This window comes from Paenarthrobacter sp. NPDC089988 (assembly GCF_044748465.1).
In the GTDB taxonomy this organism is placed as follows: Bacteria; Actinomycetota; Actinomycetes; order Actinomycetales; family Micrococcaceae; genus Arthrobacter.
The window spans coordinates 20,632-35,268 of record NZ_JBIVGD010000021.1 but is presented as its reverse complement, the minus strand read 5'-3'; the positions used below and the strand labels follow the sequence as shown (position 1 = coordinate 35,268).

Below are 14,637 nucleotides of genomic sequence, written 5' to 3'. Positions count from 1 at the left end.
CGGACGAGAATCCATGGCCTGTTGTCCACTCACAATCCATACGTCGTTTTGCACATTTTGGACTGGACCCATCTTGCTTCAGGGGCGGGATACGAGGAAGGACGATATTGAGTGCAGGAAGTATCCGTAGTAGTTGGCATCCGGGATGCCCACTTGCAATCAGCCTTGGCAGCAATCTTTCGTTTCAACCCGCAGACCCGGGCGATATTCAGTGGAGCTACGTCGCCTCTTGAGCTCGCTGCCGACTGTCGAGCCAATCAGGCGGATCTCGTGGTCATTGACGCCAGGTTGCCACACAGCAAGGACTCCCCGGAGTTCCTCCCCGTACTCTCCTTCTACCCACAAGCGCATCTAATAGCCTTCATAGATACGACTTCGGCGGAGCTAATACCGGACATCATCGACGCAGGAACCCGTGGACTACTCACCAGGGACGCCTCGGTTCGCGAGATCCAAACCGCGATAACTGAAGTGACATCCGGGCACGTATTTCTGTCCCGATCCGCTCTCATTGGAGTGCTGGAGGTGTTGCGGAGAGCAAGACCAGCCGAACATGCGCCGTCACGCGCCGACCTGCCCGCTCTGACAAGTCGGGAACGAGAAGTCGTCAACTGCCTGGGCCGAGGGCAATCCAATCGCGAAATAGCACGAGGTCTCGGTGTCTCGGAGGCGGCCGTCAAAGGCCATCTGTCTCGCATCATGATCAAGTGGGGGGTCCAAGACCGGCTGCAGGTACTTCTGGCCGCCCTCGAATCCGGGAACTGCCGCGTCGGCGAATGGGAATGACATTTATGAACTAATGGACTAAAACCCTGGTCATCCATCTGCCAAATGCACCTTTGCAGTATACAAAAGTCGATAAGACAAGGAGATTTGGATACTACTTCATCCTTCATTCAAAAAATAGCGTTGAAAACGTCAGGGAATTCCCTTTCATCAACATCTATTTCGAAGATGGAGAATATAGTGGGTGCTGTATTGAGGTTTATCGGTTGGGTACTGGGACAAATTTGGCGCTGGGGGGTTGGTGTTGTCAATGCCATTGTTACGTGGGCAAGAAACAATTGGCCGACAGTGCAGCGCTGGCTTGAGCGCGGCGTAACCTTCGGTACCATCGCCCAGTGGATCATGGAGATTCTAGGCATCGGCTGACATTCCTCCGGCTGCGGTGTGGCCGGAGGAACAACAACACCCTCCGGCCACACTGCTTCCACAGAACATGACGTAATTGGCATAATTTCAGGATAAGTAAGGAATCCGTGGCCAGCACATTAAGAGAAAATGCGAACGAATGGACAGCTCGCGCATCGCATTTGTCGGCCTACGCATCGAAGCTGCCGTCCGCAGCCCTGCGCTATCTTGTGATCCGTTCCACCGTCGACGTACTGGTTATTGGAACTTTTACGTGCATACTCGTGCTTATGCTGGTTCCGCGCGACTGGAGCGTCCCATCTCTGGCTGCCACGGGAATCCTCATCTCTGCAGGCCTCATCATCGATGTGCCTATTATTAGCCGGCTTACGATGCGTCACACGTCGTATGAGGTTGACAGCAATGCCGTGAGAGTGAAACGGGGCATTCTTTTCTCGAAGGATACAGTTCTGTCCACCGCCCAGATCTTGAACGTTTCGATAGTCGAGGGGCCGCTGATGCGGCGTTATGGTCTCGCTAAGGTCAAGTTCATCACTCTCAATCACGTTGAACCCTTAGGTCCTGTGGAACTGGCGGTTGCCAATGAGATCCGCCGGCTGACGTTATCCGTCTACTTGGAGGCATCTACAAGTGGAAAATGAAGGTTTTCAGCTCCTGCCTCTGCGAGTTGTGGCCGCAATGGCACTCCGCGGCATCCCCAGCATCGCCAGCCTGTCGCTCGCCGGATTCCTGTACTGGAATCGGCCTGAGGTATGGCCCGGCCCGACCGCAGTCTTCCTAATAGCCAGCTTGCTCCTTATTCGCTTGGTGCAACCCTTCTACACCTGGTCAACCTTGAGGTACGCAATATCCGAGGATTCGTTCGTACTCACCCGTGGCATGCTCTCCAAGACCACCAGCACAGTTTCTTGGCGCGACGTATCGGTCGTTGACATCCAATCCCCTTGGGCCTTTCGCTGCTTTGGACTCGGAGTTGTTTCCTTGCGATGCGGCGGGCACGATGACTCAAAAATTGATGTGCCCGGCGTTGACCGCAGAGTTATGGATACCATCGTTCAGCTGGCAAGTGCGAAAGAAGCGCCAAGAGAACAGATTGCAGTCTCCGAAAGCGTCACCAATGGCCAGCCCGGATCCGCTCCAAGGCCTCCTTGGAGCGGACGGAGAGTCCTCTATAAGTCGAGCCAGCGGGATCTCGTGACCGCAAACCTGATCTATGGCCACGTTGTGGTGTTCGGGACTGGTGCCGTCATGACATTCATCGACCTCGCCGACCAACTGGCCATATTCGACGATGCGCTGAATGTCTTCAGGGCGCATTTTTGGGAGGGAAGCCTCTTTCTTTGTGGTGCGATCCTCTGTGGCGGGTCTGTCGTTGCCCTGATTAGATACCGTGGATTTACGGTGAGCGCCGATTTGACCGCACTATCCATCACGTACGGATGGCTCTCCACCCAGCAACGCGAAGTAAAGTCTTCCGCTGTCAGTGGGATCACTGCCCGGCGCAACCTTATCGAAATGGTCCTCGACAGAGTACGGGTGGCCCTCCTGACGACAGACTCAGACGCCCAGATGGGGACCAACATGGTCCTCCCATCCTTGCCGCGGCTGCAGGTGGGACAGATACTCGATTACTCCCTACCGGAACTTCCGCGTCCAGCCTTGCTTGAGTCCGCGGGCAACAAATCCATCACCAGGTCATTATCGATCTTCACCGCAGTCGGAGCACTCTCGCTCGGTCTGGGCTGGACTCTGCACCAAGTGCTTGGTGCTACGCTCACCCTGGCCGCGGTGGGATCAGCCGCCGCCTGCTATCTTCTGGCAACCGCGGTCCGCCTTGCCAATGCCGAATTCGCTGTATTTGGAACAACGGTCGGTTGGGGGAGCAAATCTATTGCCGACCACGAAATCGTACTGTCCGCCACCGGCCTTCATTCTTTTTCCCTAACCCGGGCGCGGTCTGCAAGGTTGTCCTTGGTGAGAGTCCATTACTTTGCCGGGCGACCTCGATCCCTCGCCTCTTTGAGCCTTTCACAAGCGATCTCCGAGCAGATGGCCCGCATCGTGGAAGTCACCTCACCTGGAATCGCCGCTCGTCGACTGCATCTAACTGACCGGCAGCCTACCGCAAGGAGTCCGTTCGTCCATGATCCTCGTCAATGAACTAAGTAAGAGCTTTGGGAGCAGAAGGGTTCTGCAAAACGTCACCTTCACGGCTGAGCCTGGACGCGTCACCGGCTTTGTCGGACCGAATGGCGCTGGCAAGTCCACCGTCCTAAAGACCATTGCCGGGCTGGTTCGTCCTGATGTCGGCTCAGTCGAAGTCAACGGCACAGATTTCGCGAAAGCTGCGCGCCCGGGAAGGACAATGGGGCTCTTTCTATCCGCCGAATGGCTGCCGGTCCATGCGACGGCCAGCGGCATCGTAAATTACGTATGCCGTTCGCAGGGCCTGCCGCTTGCCTGGGGAAGGCATGCTCTGGAGACAGTCGGTTTGGCAAAAGTGGCGCACCACCGAGTCCGCACTTTTTCATTGGGCATGCGCCAAAGGCTGGGTATCGCCGCGGCGACAGTGAGTCGTCCGGACGTGCTCGTGATGGACGAACCAATCAATGGGCTCGATCCCGATGGAATCGCCTGGATCAGGTCGTTCTTTTCATCTGCGGCATCGCAGGGTGCAACGGTCCTCCTGTCTTCCCACCACATGGCGGAACTGGCAGAAGTTGCTGATGACATCGTGATGATCGGCGGCGGCCGGATCCTGGGGCAAGGGAGCATTGGGGATTTTGTGTCAAGCCTGAACGAGACGGGTTACTACCTGGAGTCTCCGAGACCAGAGATATTGATTCGTGCGCTTTCACAAGAAGGCTTTCGGGTTTCCCGTGAAGGCGGCGGAATGACAGTCCACCACACGGATCCGACCAAGCTCGCGTCAGTGGCTCTTGAGTCCGGAGCCGGCATTTCGCATCTGTCCCGGGTAACCCGCAGTCTCGAAGAGACCTACTTTGAAGTCCTGGCCCGGAGCGCATCAGGAGGAAGGGAATGACGACGACCGACTCACCGAGCCAAGCTCACGCTGAGGTAACTCCGGAACAGACCCTCCGCGCTGTAGCAAAGGCCGAGGTTCGCCGTCTTCTCAGCAAGGGCGGCGTCCCCATTCCCGTCATCGTGGCAGGCACATTGGCCCTGACAACCGGGATTCTGACCATGTTCGTCATGAAGTCGCTGGCACCGGAACCCGCCAGGATCATGACCACAACCCCCGTGGAGCTTGGGGCATTCATAGGTGCTCTGGTCCTTTCGGTGGCAGCTGTATTTGCAGTCGGTCGGGACCATGCCGGGCAACTGGGATTGGCACTGTCATTGACACCAAACAGAAGCCGGCTCTTTATGGCCAGGACCATGTCTTGGGTCGCCCTCACTGCGGTCGTTATTGCCATTTGCACAACAGTGCTCGCCGCTCTCGGTTTCGTCTTGTCAGAGGGCAGATTCGCGGGGTCCGGGCTATTGTCCGTGGCTGTGGCCGTCCCAGGCAGTGCGAGCATGGTGCTGATTGCCGTAGCTCTGGCGCATCTCGTGGGCCGCGCCTTCGGCTCGGTGCTGCTCCTCGTGGGAGTCAATCTGCTCCTGCCTCTTGGGGTCTTCGCTGTTGGCACCATGATTCCCGCGCAGGCCGCCGAGGCAGTGGACTTTCTCTTGAACGTAACTCCCACCCCGTTGTTCATACGAGCCGTCGGCGCAACGACGATCGAGGAATTAGGGCCGGGCCACCTGTTGCTGGGCCAATTTGGACTTGTGCTGTGGGCCCTCGTGCTCACGGGATTGGCGCATGCAGTCTTCCGCCGCCGAACAATCTAAGGACTGCGATTGACCGCCTAACCGACCAATACCGACCCGAAGGAGAATTATGGCCAAAATCAAAGACCAGCGCCAGGCGAACGCTGCCTTACGGAGAAAGCCGACTGGGGAAACGGCTTCTACAATTGCGCTCTTCGTCACCATATTGGTCGTCAGTGTTGGACTCGCATTGTGGGCCGACCTGAACATCGTAATCCGGGGGCTCATTGCCATTGTCGCCGGTATCGTGGCCGCCGGTACGACGTTGGCCCTTATCAACCGGAGTCAAGGAGGTAAGAACCGAACGACGGATCCCGTGGACGAATAGGTCTGATTGCAGTTTCGGGAAAGCCTACCCGCTCTTCCTCGCGATGAACTCCCGGATCCAGTCGATGGTCCGTGGGTGGTCCAGGTGAAGGCCGTGGCCCGCGCCGGGTACACGCACCAGCAGGGAACCGGGAATGTGCTTCCGGAGGAGAACGGCGTTGGCCAAGGGCGTGAGTGGGTCCTCGGTTCCGTGGAGGATCAGGGTCGGGGCCTGGATGGACCCGAGTTTGCTCCAAGCATCGTGATCGCGGCTGGCCTTGAAATGCTGCGCCTTGGCCCAAGCCGAGGCGCGGGATGTGAAGAAGGTATGCACGGCCTCCGGATGGTCCGCAGCCCATCCGGAGTCAAAGAACAGCGGAGTCAGTCGTGACAGCTCGCCGCTGACCAGCGCCTCCATCGCTTCGGGAGAAGCCCGCAGAGCCGGATCCGCTGAGCGCCCGCCACTCGTCGCCGCGAGAATCAACGTCCGCACCCGGGACGGGGAATCGATGGCCAGCCACTGCCCGATCCGGCCACCCATGGAATGTCCGTAAACATGGGCGGACGAAACCCCGGCAGCATCCAGCACTGCAACGGCATCCGCAGCAAGCAATCGGGTGGTGTAGCGCTCGGCCTCCCCGCGGCCACTGCGTCCAATCCCCCGGTGATCGAAGCGGATGACGCGGAAAGAGCGGGACAGAAGTTCCGCCGTCGGGCCCCAACCGTCCATGGCGGTCGCCTGGCCGGCGATCAACAACATTGGTTCGCCCCCGCCGGACTCGGTCCACGCGAGTTCGGTACCGTCCGGGGCCGCAGCAAAGTTCACCGTGACACTGTAACTTTGCTGCGGCCCGCCAAACCCCCGAACGCGAACAACGTCACACAGCGGCTACCGTACGTGGACCGATGTCGAAGCCCGGGCCGCCCGGAACCGAGTCGATCAACCGGCGCGTGTAGGGGTGCTGCGGATTTCCGTAGACGGCATCCACCTCGCCGGACTCAACCACCTCGCCGTGGAACAGGACCAGGATTTCGTCACTGACGTGGTGCACCACGTCGAGGTCATGCGAGATGAAGGCCATGGTGAGGTCCAGTTCTTTCCGGAGCCTGCCGATCAGGTTCAGGATCTCTGCCTGCACGGAGAGGTCCAGCGCGGAGGTAATCTCGTCGGCAATGATGAGCTTGGGCTGCACCGCCAAGGCACGGGCAATGGCGATGCGCTGCCGCTGCCCACCGGAGAACTCGTGCGGATAGCGCTCGGCGACCTCGGGATCCAAACGGATCGTCGAGAGCCAGTAGGAGATCTTCTCGCGGTGTTCCTTGGGGTTGGCCCGCAGCGGGTCAATGGCCTCGGCGAGCGTCTGGCCGATGGTCCGCCGCGGGTTCAGGGACGAGTACGGGTCCTGCGGGACCATCTGGACTGCCCGGCGCATGCGCCGCCGTTCAGCCCCGGACATCGCCGAAACGTCGCGTCCGGAGAACGAAATCACACCACTGCTGGGCTTCACCAGACCCACGATCGCCTTGGCCATGGTGGATTTGCCTGAGCCCGATTCGCCCACGATTCCCAGGGTCTTGCCTTGATGGATGCTTGTGTTGACTCCTTTCAGCACGGTGGCTGCGGATCGACCGGAGCCAAACGTAACCCGCACATCGTTCAATTCCAGGACTGGCTGGTTTGTGCTCATTTGACAACCTCCTTGGTGTCACTGCCGGATTCGTCCGCAACCTCGTCCATGGTGAAGTCCGTAGCCCGCACGGTGACGAGTTCGGCCTTGCGTTCGGCGATGGACGGTGTGGCCGCCAGAAGGGCCTTGGTGTAGGGGTGTTTGACCTTGCCGGCCGCGAGTTCCTCGCCAGTGAGGCGCTCCAGAATCTTGCCGCCGTTCATGACTATGACCTTGTCGCACAGCGCCTGGACCACGCCGATGTCGTGCGAGATGAACAGCATGGCGGTTCCCATTTCCCGGTTGATGGTGCGGAACTGCCGGAGCACGTCAGCCTGGACCGTCACATCCAGGGCGGTGGTGGGTTCGTCGGCAATGATGAGCCGCGGGTCCGTGACCAGCGTGGACGCGATCATGGCCCGCTGCAGCATCCCGCCGGACAGTTCGTGCGGGTGCTGCTTCATGCGCTTCTCCGGCTGCGTGATCCGGATGTCGGCCAGTGCCCTGACCATGCGACCGAACGCAGTGCTGCGCGACTGGCCAAGGTGCACGCGGCTGACTTCGGTCAACTGGGATCCGATGCGCAACGCAGGGTTGAAGCTCGTTCCGGGGTCCTGGTACACCAGCCCAATGGACGTGGCCAGCTCACGCGGGTTGTTCTTCTTCAGCAGATTCAAGTCCCCCAGGCGCATGGTCTTTGCATTAACGCCCAGTTCCTCCGGTAACAGGCCGGCGATGGACATCGCAGTCAGGGACTTTCCGGATCCGGACTCGCCAACCAGTCCCACTACTTCGCCCGCGTGGATGCTGAGTGAAACACCCTTGACCAACGGAACGCCCGACGGCGTAGTGACAGTCAGGTTGTCCACCTCAACGAGCGCTTCGGCATCCGCCCGCAGTGAGGCGGGAACCTCGGATGCCTTGCGGAGGCTGCCGAACTTGCGGCCGCCCCGGGGGTCGGTAGCGGCTGCGAGGCCGTCACCGATGAGCATGGCCGACAAGCCGGTGATGGTGATCATGATGGACGGCATCACGGCCTGCAGGGGCTGCGAGTAGATGTTGACCAGGGCCTCGTTGAGGAGGCGGCCGAAGTCGTACTCGGGGTTTTGCACGCCGAGGCCTATGAAGGACAGGCTGGAGAGGTCGATCAACGTTGTCGCGAAGACTGTTGCAGTGAGGACCAGGAGGGGTTCGGCCATGTTGGGCAGCAGGTGCCGGGTGATGATGTGAGGTCCGGAAACTCCGAGCAAGCGGGCCGTGGAGACGTAGTTGCGCTGCGAAATCGAAGCTGCCATGTTCGCCGTCAGGCGCGCGAAGGCCGGGATGCTGGCAATGGAGATGGCCAGCACGGCAGACCACGTTCCTTGGCCCAGGATGGCGGCAATCAACAACGAGAAGATGAGGCTCGGGTACGCAACGGCAGCTTCGATGACCCGGAGGACCGCGATACGGATGCGGCGCGGCGCCAGCCAGACTGCGGTACCGATGGCGATACCCGCGACGACGGCGATCGCAGTGGTTGCCGCCGTCATGAGCAGGGTGAGCCGGGCAGCAACCAAGGACCGGGCCAGCACATCGCGGCCGAAGTCGTCCGTGCCGAGCCAGTGCTCGGCACTGGGTCCTTGGGATGCCTGCGGGGTCAGCTTCTCGGCGGCATCCGTGAGGAACATCGGGGCGATGAGTGCCGTGAGGACCATGGCGGACATCAACACAATGCCGACAATGAGGCCCGTGGTCCAGCGGAACCGTCGGCGGCGAGGGGCGGTCTCAGCCATTGGACTTTCCTCCAAGGGTGCGGGGGTCGATGAGGCCAAGGATGACGTCCACCAGCAGGTTGAGCACGATGGCCAGGAAGCCGAGGACCAGGATGATGCCCTGAATGACCGGGTAGTCCTTGTTGACGATTGCCGTGACGATTTCGCGTCCCAGTCCTGGCCAGTTGAAGACGTTCTCCACGATGATGGCGCCGCCAAGCATGCCGGCCAGGATCAGGCCGGCCAAGGTCAATGCAGTGGTCAGCAGGTTGGGCAGGGCGTGCCGTGCGTAGAGCCGCAGTGCGGGCAAACGCCAGCCCCGGCCGGTGCGCAGGTAGTCCTGCTCCAGCACGGTGGACGTCTCGCGACGGACCACGCGGGCAATCGAGCAGATCGGTGCGATGGAGAGGCCGATCACGGGCAGGATCAGCGAGGTCAGCGAGGCCGCACCAGCTGCCGGAAGAACCTTGAGCATGATGGCGAAGACCACCACCAGCATGGTGGAGACCACGTATTGCGGAACCGCCTGGAAGAAACCCGTGAGCATCCCAAAGGACACGTCCAGCCATTTCTTGCGGCCGCCGCGGGTCAGGATACCCACCAGCATGCCCACGGGAACCGAGACCAGCAGCACCAGGATGATGCCCAGCAACGCAATCTCGGCAGTGAACGGCAACTTTGTGGCGATGATCTGCGAGACCGACGTGCTGTAGGCGAAGGATTCGCCGAGGTCCCCGGTGAACAGTCCGCCAGCGTAGTGGATGAACTGGATGTAGAGCGGATCGTTGAGGCCGAGGCTGTTGCGGATAGCCTCGATCTGTTCGGTGGTTGCGTCGGCTCCCGCCACGGCCACTGCCGGATCGCCCGGGATGAGCGGAACCATGAAGAAGGTCACGACGACGAGCAGGGCTACGGAGAGCAGGACACCGCCGGCGCGGCGAAGGGCGTAGTCGGCCCACGGAGACAGGCTCAGGGCCCTGCCCCGGGGGCCTTCGGCGGCCCCCGGGGTTTGGCTCTCAAGGATCTGGACTTCCTTGGAGAGCATGGTTGGTTCAGTCATCGTGATGCCTTTGCTTACTTGGTGATGCGCATGGTGGCGTAGTCGACAATCCCGGACGGTGCCTGGATGGCGAATCCGGAGCGCTGGGCGACGATCTGCGGCTCACCCACGAACGGAACAATGTCGTTGTCGCTGAGGATGCTCTTCTGTGCCTTGGTGTAGGCATCGCAACGGGCCGATTCGTCAGTGGCGGCCTGTGCCGTGGCGATGTCCGCCAGGATGTCCGCGTTCTCGCCACCGCCGATGTTGCGGCCGCCCTTTTCCGTGGGAACACCGGCAATGCGGGTCAGGGAGGCTGCCACGGTTCCTACGAAGTTGGCATCACCCTGCACGGTCAGGTCCCAGGTCTCCGGCTTGGTCTGGGTCATGGTGGCCCAGGTTCCGTTGTCCACAAGCTGCAGGTCCACGGTTGCTCCGGCGGCGCGGAGTGCTTCCTGGACGTAGGTGCTGCCTGCGCCGTTCGGGCCGATGCTGGTGGTGCCCACCATTTTGAAGGTCTTCCCCGAGAGCACTGCCTTGGCCGCGGCAGCGTCTTCCTTGGTGAGGCTCGAGTTATCCGGCAGGACGCAGGGCACCGTAGGCGCAACGATCGAGTTGTAGGTGATGCCCTTGCCCGCATATGCGGCAGCGTTGAAAGCCTGCTGGTTCATCAGCTGGGCCACGGCCTTGCGGAGTGCGGGATCGGTAAAGGGGCTGCCTTCGCGCTGGTTGAACAGAAGGAAGATGCCGGCAAAAGGCACCGACGTGACGGAGTAATCCTTGTTGCCTTCGAAACGCTGTACGTCGGCGGGCGCGATGTCCGAGACATCCATTTCACCGGTGAGGAGCTGGTTGGCCACCGTGGTCTTGTTGACGCCGGGGAAGAAGCGGACCGTCTTGGCCGGAACACCTTCCAACGGCTTGGAGTACTGCGGCCACGCTTTGTAGTCCTCGCGGAGCGTCATGTCGTAGCTGACACCGTGGCTGGCCTTGGTGAGGGTGTAGGGCCCGGAGAACGCACCCTTGACGGCGCCCTTGGCCAGTCCGTCCAGGTCAGCGAGGCCGGCCGGGCAGATGATGCCTGTCTGCGCCAAGGTCAGGCCGCCGATCAGTTCAGACCACGGCTGCGCAAGCTTGATGTCCACTGTGCCGGCAGCGTCGTCTCCGGTAATCACCGGCTGGCCGGGACCGAAGACGAGCTTGCCGAAGTTGTTCTTGGTGGCGGGATCCGCAAAGTAGCTGAGGGACTTCGCCACGATAGTGGGAGTAATGGGGGTACCGTCGGAGCATGTTGCGTCCTTGCGGATGGTCAACGTGGCGTTGGTGGCAGTGGACTTCCACTCGGTGGCCAGTCCGCCGATGAACTTCCCGTCAGCGTCCCTGCGGACCACGGTGTCGTACAGGAACCGGGCTACCTCGTAGTCGTCCTTGGCGTTGGCCTTGGCTGCGTTGAAGGTAGTGGGATCTGCGTTGAGGGCGGTCCGGATGGTGTCCGTGGACATCGCCCCGCCGGAGGCGTTTCCTGCGGGTGCCTGGCCGCCCGTGGTGCAGCCGGCCAAAAAGAACGCGGCCGCCGTGAGGGATGCCGCTGCGGCCATGAAAGTGGAACGTCCTTGCATAAGGGGTGAACCTCCTGGTCGCCTTCAGGGCTGCCTGGCCGCGGCGGATGCGATGCGCCGGGGAGTGCCGAAACCCGAAGGATTGAACTGCGATAAGTTTCGCGAATGAGAAGAGATTCACACATCGGCTCAACGAAGTCAACGCTTTTTTGTGAGTTCCCCCACACGAGACCTGCGCCACGCCGAGGTTTTACAGCCCGGAAACATCCAGGGCTTGACGGGGTGGGGAAAAAACGCGAAACTTTTCTCATATGTGATTGGCGTCTCAAGGCGGCCAACCCGAACAACCCCGGACCAACCCAAAGGTGGAACACATGGCAACGACTCTCGAGCTCACAGTCCGCAAGGCGCAGTGGACCCGTCCGCCGCGGGAACTGGTCCGCGCCTTCGAAGAATTCCCCGTCGCCAACATCGGAGACGCCATGGAGCGCCTCGGACTGGTGGACGGCAACATCAACCCCGTGTGGGCCGGCGCAAAGTGCGTTGGTTCGGCCCTCACCGTCCTCGGCGCGGCCGGCGACAACGCCGCAGTCATCGAGTCCCTCAACTACATCGAGCCCGGTGACGTAGTAGTCATCAACGGCTTCGGCCACGAACACCGGGCGCTGGTGGGCGAACAGCTCTCCCAGCGCTTCGAGGCCGCCGGTGCTACCGGTGCCGTCATCGACGGCTACATCCGGGACCGTGCCACCATCACCGACATCAAGTTCCCGGTCTTCGCCCGCGGTACCACCCCTGCCGGACCGTTCAAGAACGGCCCCGGAGTCATCGGCGAACCGGTGGCCATCGGCGGCATCGTGTGCGCCGCCGGTGACATCGTCGCCGCAGACGATGACGGCGTCGTCATCATCCCCCAGGCCCGCGCCGCGGAAATCCTGGAGCTGGTCAAGGCTGTCGCGGTCCACGAGGCCGAAATGACCGCCGAGATTACCCGCGAATACAGCTAACCCCTTCTCCCCTCCCCAACAGCGGGACCTAAACTGAGAGAACCACCAATGTCTAGTTCATCGACGGAATCAGTGGAACTGAACACCGCACAGGTAAAGGTCGTCACAGCCGACGGCAAGATGGTGCGCAAGGCGACGATCGCCGGCACCATGGGCTCCTTCGTGGAGTGGTACGACTACGGCATTTACGGGCTCCTGACCACGTACCTTGCCATCAACATCATGGGTTCCAAGGACCTCGGGTCCCTGCTGCTGACCAACGTAGGCTTCCTGGTCAGCTTCCTGGCCCGCCCCTTCGGCAGCGTTATCTGCGGTTATCTGGGCGACAAGCTGGGCCGCAAGAACCTGCTGTCCATGTTGCTGCTCCTCATCTCCGGCGCCACCGCCTGCATCGGCCTCATCCCGTCGTCGTCGGTCATTGGCTGGGCGGCCCCTGCGTTGCTGATTCTCTTCCGCATCCTGCAGGGCTTCTCCGCAGGTGGCGAAGTGGCGGGCGCCATGGCGTTCGTTGGGGAGTATGCGCACAACAAGCACCGCAACTACTCCATGAGCTTCATCGCCGTGGGCTCCTTCTGCGCCCTGCTGTTCGGCAGCGCCTTCTCCGCAACGCTGATCACCACGCTCGGTGACGCCACCATGGAATCCTGGGCCTGGCGCATCCCGTTCCTCTTCGCGCTTCCGCTCGGTTATGTGGGCTACTACATCCGTTCCAAGATGGAAGACACCCCGCATTTCGCGGCACTCCGCGAACGCAACGAAGTTGAACGCAACCCCCTGCGCGCGGTCTTCACGTCCAAGCGCCACCTGAAGGCCATTGCACTGACCATCTTCCTGCCGGCGTTGAACGGCCCCGGCTACTACCTGCTGTTCGCCTACATGCCTACGTACCTGAAGACCCAGCTGGGCTCCGGCAACAACTTCTCCATGGTTCAGGCATTGCTGGTGACAGCCGTCAGCCTGGTCGCCATCATCATCTCCATCCCGCTGATGGCCTGCCTCTCTGACCGCATCGGACGGAAGCCCGTGCTGGCACTGTCCGCAGTCCTCATGGCCCTGGTCTCCTACCCGATGTTCGCCATGATCACCACCGGCAACATGGGCCTGGCCTGCATCGCCACCATCGTCATGGCCATCGCATTCTCCGGCCACGCCGCCGTGGTCCACACGGTCCTGACGGAAATGTTCCCCACCACGGTCCGCTACAGCGCGTACAGCATCGGCTTCAGCCTCAGCACCATCATCTTCGGTGGCAGCGCCCCGCTGATCATGACCGAGATCATCAAGGCCACCAGCAACAGCATGGTTCCGGCCTACGCCTCGATCGGCACGGCCATCATCACCCTGGTTTCGGTGTTCTTCCTGAAGGAAACCAAGGGACAGCCGCTGGCCACCCACTAACAAAACCCGTACGACGGCGGCCTGCCGCCATTGCTGCCAGGCCGCCGTCGTTGGACCATAAAGCACCACACGAAAAACCATTGGGAGTCACCTTGGGCATCAACTCAGTCGCCGTCGTTGCAGACCTCGGCGAAAGCTACGGAAACTACACAATCGGCGACGACGACGCGCTGCTGGGCCTGGTCACGGCCTCCAACATTGCCTGCGGCTTCCACGCCGGCGATCCCCGCGTCATGGACGCCACCGTCAAGGCCTGCGTGGAAAGCGGCATCGAACTGGGCGCACACCCGGGCTATCCGGACCTGGTGGGCTTTGGCCGCCGCCTGATCGAGGCCAGCGAGGAGGAAATCCGCACGGACGTTCTCTACCAGATCGGTGCCCTTGACGCTTTCGCCCGGATCCACGGCGGCAAGATCAGCCACGTTGCCCCGCACGGCCGCATGGGCAGCATCGCCCAGACCGACGCCAAGCACGCGCGTGCCATCACGGACGCCATCAAGGCCTACGACCCTTCCTACATCGTGATCTGCCAGAACGGCCTGCTCGCCGAGGAATCCCGCAAGCGCGGACTCGAGGTTGGCTACGTCTTCCTGGCCGACCGCGGCTACGGCGAGGACGGCATGCCCGTTTCCCGCAACACCGAGGGCGCCCTGCTGCACGACCCCGAGGAAATCGGCCGCCGCGTCGTCCAGGTGGTGACCGAAGGAACGGTTCGCGCCGTCACCGGCAAGGTTGTCCCGCTCGGCCACGATGCCGACGTCGTGCTCCTCCATGGCGACCACCCGCAGGTCCTGGAGAACGGCACCGCCCTCCGCGCCGCGTTGGACAAGGCCGGAGTCAAGGCCACCGGGCTGCAGGAAGTTTTGGCCGAAAAGGCCAGGCTCGCCACCGTCTGACCTACCGCACCAACAAGCCAAGGAA

At 61.4% G+C, this 14,637-nt stretch carries 15 protein-coding genes; 10 read left to right on the top strand and 5 right to left on the bottom strand.

Going from position 1 to position 14,637, the window contains the following annotated elements; all coding sequences use genetic code 11:
* The first annotated feature begins 111 nt into the window (after positions 1-111).
* From ACIPV6_RS20145 to ACIPV6_RS20115, 7 genes are all read left to right on the top strand, one after another.
* Positions 112-786 (top strand): DNA-binding response regulator, encoded by a 675-nt coding sequence (locus tag ACIPV6_RS20145; RefSeq protein ID WP_400272591.1) that lies wholly within the window; start codon positions 112-114, stop codon positions 784-786.
* 87 nt (positions 787-873) lie between these two features.
* Entirely contained in the window at positions 874-1,152 is a 279-nt protein-coding gene (locus ACIPV6_RS20140) for an aureocin A53 family class IId bacteriocin (protein WP_400272590.1), read from the top strand.
* 107 nt (positions 1,153-1,259) lie between these two features.
* A complete protein-coding gene (locus tag ACIPV6_RS20135; protein ID WP_400272589.1) occupies positions 1,260-1,793 on the top strand; it encodes a PH domain-containing protein in 534 nt (177 codons plus the stop codon).
* Positions 1,794-2,031: 238 nt separating this feature from the next.
* Complete coding sequence (locus ACIPV6_RS20130) at positions 2,032-3,312, top strand: hypothetical protein (protein WP_400272625.1); 1,281 nt, start codon at positions 2,032-2,034, stop codon at positions 3,310-3,312.
* A complete protein-coding gene (locus ACIPV6_RS20125; protein WP_400272588.1) occupies positions 3,296-4,195 on the top strand; it encodes an ATP-binding cassette domain-containing protein in 900 nt (299 codons plus the stop codon). The genes ACIPV6_RS20130 and ACIPV6_RS20125 overlap by 17 nt, the downstream gene beginning before the upstream one ends.
* Positions 4,192-5,007, top strand: a complete 816-nt coding sequence (locus tag ACIPV6_RS20120; protein ID WP_400272587.1) for a hypothetical protein — start codon at positions 4,192-4,194, stop codon at positions 5,005-5,007. The genes ACIPV6_RS20125 and ACIPV6_RS20120 overlap by 4 nt, the downstream gene beginning before the upstream one ends.
* Positions 5,008-5,056: 49 nt before the next feature.
* Positions 5,057-5,314 (top strand): hypothetical protein, encoded by a 258-nt coding sequence (locus tag ACIPV6_RS20115; RefSeq protein WP_400272586.1) that lies wholly within the window; start codon positions 5,057-5,059, stop codon positions 5,312-5,314.
* Between the two features lie 24 nt (positions 5,315-5,338).
* Here ACIPV6_RS20115 and ACIPV6_RS20110 read toward each other — a convergent pair whose 3' ends face one another.
* From ACIPV6_RS20110 to ACIPV6_RS20090, 5 genes are read right to left on the bottom strand one after another with little or no spacing between them, the layout of a single operon-like run.
* Positions 5,339-6,118, bottom strand: coding sequence for an alpha/beta fold hydrolase (locus ACIPV6_RS20110; protein WP_400272585.1), 780 nt, complete (start codon positions 6,116-6,118; stop codon positions 5,339-5,341).
* Positions 6,119-6,170: 52 nt separating this feature from the next.
* Positions 6,171-6,980, bottom strand: a complete 810-nt coding sequence (locus ACIPV6_RS20105) for an ABC transporter ATP-binding protein (RefSeq protein WP_400272584.1) — start codon at positions 6,978-6,980, stop codon at positions 6,171-6,173.
* A complete protein-coding gene (locus tag ACIPV6_RS20100; protein WP_400272583.1) occupies positions 6,977-8,734 on the bottom strand; it encodes a dipeptide/oligopeptide/nickel ABC transporter permease/ATP-binding protein in 1,758 nt (585 codons plus the stop codon). Before ACIPV6_RS20100 ends, ACIPV6_RS20105 begins: the two co-directional genes overlap by 4 nt.
* Positions 8,727-9,773, bottom strand: a complete 1,047-nt coding sequence (locus ACIPV6_RS20095; protein WP_400272582.1) for an ABC transporter permease — start codon at positions 9,771-9,773, stop codon at positions 8,727-8,729. Before ACIPV6_RS20095 ends, ACIPV6_RS20100 begins: the two co-directional genes overlap by 8 nt.
* Positions 9,774-9,787: 14 nt before the next feature.
* Complete coding sequence (locus ACIPV6_RS20090; protein WP_400272581.1) at positions 9,788-11,350, bottom strand: ABC transporter substrate-binding protein; 1,563 nt, start codon at positions 11,348-11,350, stop codon at positions 9,788-9,790.
* A 335-nt stretch (positions 11,351-11,685) separates the two neighbouring features.
* Between ACIPV6_RS20090 and ACIPV6_RS20085 the strand changes: the two genes are divergently transcribed.
* The 3 genes from ACIPV6_RS20085 (at position 11,686) to ACIPV6_RS20075 (ending at position 14,612) form a co-directional block, all read left to right on the top strand.
* A complete protein-coding gene (locus ACIPV6_RS20085; protein WP_400272580.1) occupies positions 11,686-12,318 on the top strand; it encodes an RraA family protein in 633 nt (210 codons plus the stop codon).
* A gap of 48 nt (positions 12,319-12,366) precedes the next feature.
* Positions 12,367-13,716, top strand: coding sequence for an MFS transporter (locus ACIPV6_RS20080; protein ID WP_400272579.1), 1,350 nt, complete (start codon positions 12,367-12,369; stop codon positions 13,714-13,716).
* Positions 13,717-13,808: 92 nt separating this feature from the next.
* Positions 13,809-14,612: a LamB/YcsF family protein gene (locus tag ACIPV6_RS20075; protein ID WP_400272578.1), complete on the top strand. Its 804-nt coding sequence runs from the start codon at positions 13,809-13,811 to the stop codon at positions 14,610-14,612.
* Positions 14,613-14,637 lie beyond the last annotated feature (25 nt).

What these genes read in the sequence shown, in the direction of transcription:
- ACIPV6_RS20130 (WP_400272625.1), top strand. Translation starts at nt 2,032, where the DNA reads ATGCTCTCCAAGACCACCAGCACAGTTTCTTGGCGCGACGTATCGGTC.
- ACIPV6_RS20125 (WP_400272588.1), top strand. Translation starts at nt 3,296, where the DNA reads ATGATCCTCGTCAATGAACTAAGTAAGAGCTTTGGGAGCAGAAGGGTT.
- ACIPV6_RS20120 (WP_400272587.1), top strand. Translation starts at nt 4,192, where the DNA reads ATGACGACGACCGACTCACCGAGCCAAGCTCACGCTGAGGTAACTCCG.
- ACIPV6_RS20115 (WP_400272586.1), top strand. Translation starts at nt 5,057, where the DNA reads ATGGCCAAAATCAAAGACCAGCGCCAGGCGAACGCTGCCTTACGGAGA.
- ACIPV6_RS20105 (WP_400272584.1), bottom strand. Translation starts at nt 6,980, where the DNA reads ATGAGCACAAACCAGCCAGTCCTGGAATTGAACGATGTGCGGGTTACG.
- ACIPV6_RS20100 (WP_400272583.1), bottom strand. Translation starts at nt 8,734, where the DNA reads ATGGCTGAGACCGCCCCTCGCCGCCGACGGTTCCGCTGGACCACGGGC.
- ACIPV6_RS20095 (WP_400272582.1), bottom strand. Translation starts at nt 9,773, where the DNA reads ATGACTGAACCAACCATGCTCTCCAAGGAAGTCCAGATCCTTGAGAGC.
- ACIPV6_RS20090 (WP_400272581.1), bottom strand. Translation starts at nt 11,350, where the DNA reads ATGGCCGCAGCGGCATCCCTCACGGCGGCCGCGTTCTTTTTGGCCGGC.
- ACIPV6_RS20085 (WP_400272580.1), top strand. Translation starts at nt 11,686, where the DNA reads ATGGCAACGACTCTCGAGCTCACAGTCCGCAAGGCGCAGTGGACCCGT.
- ACIPV6_RS20080 (WP_400272579.1), top strand. Translation starts at nt 12,367, where the DNA reads ATGTCTAGTTCATCGACGGAATCAGTGGAACTGAACACCGCACAGGTA.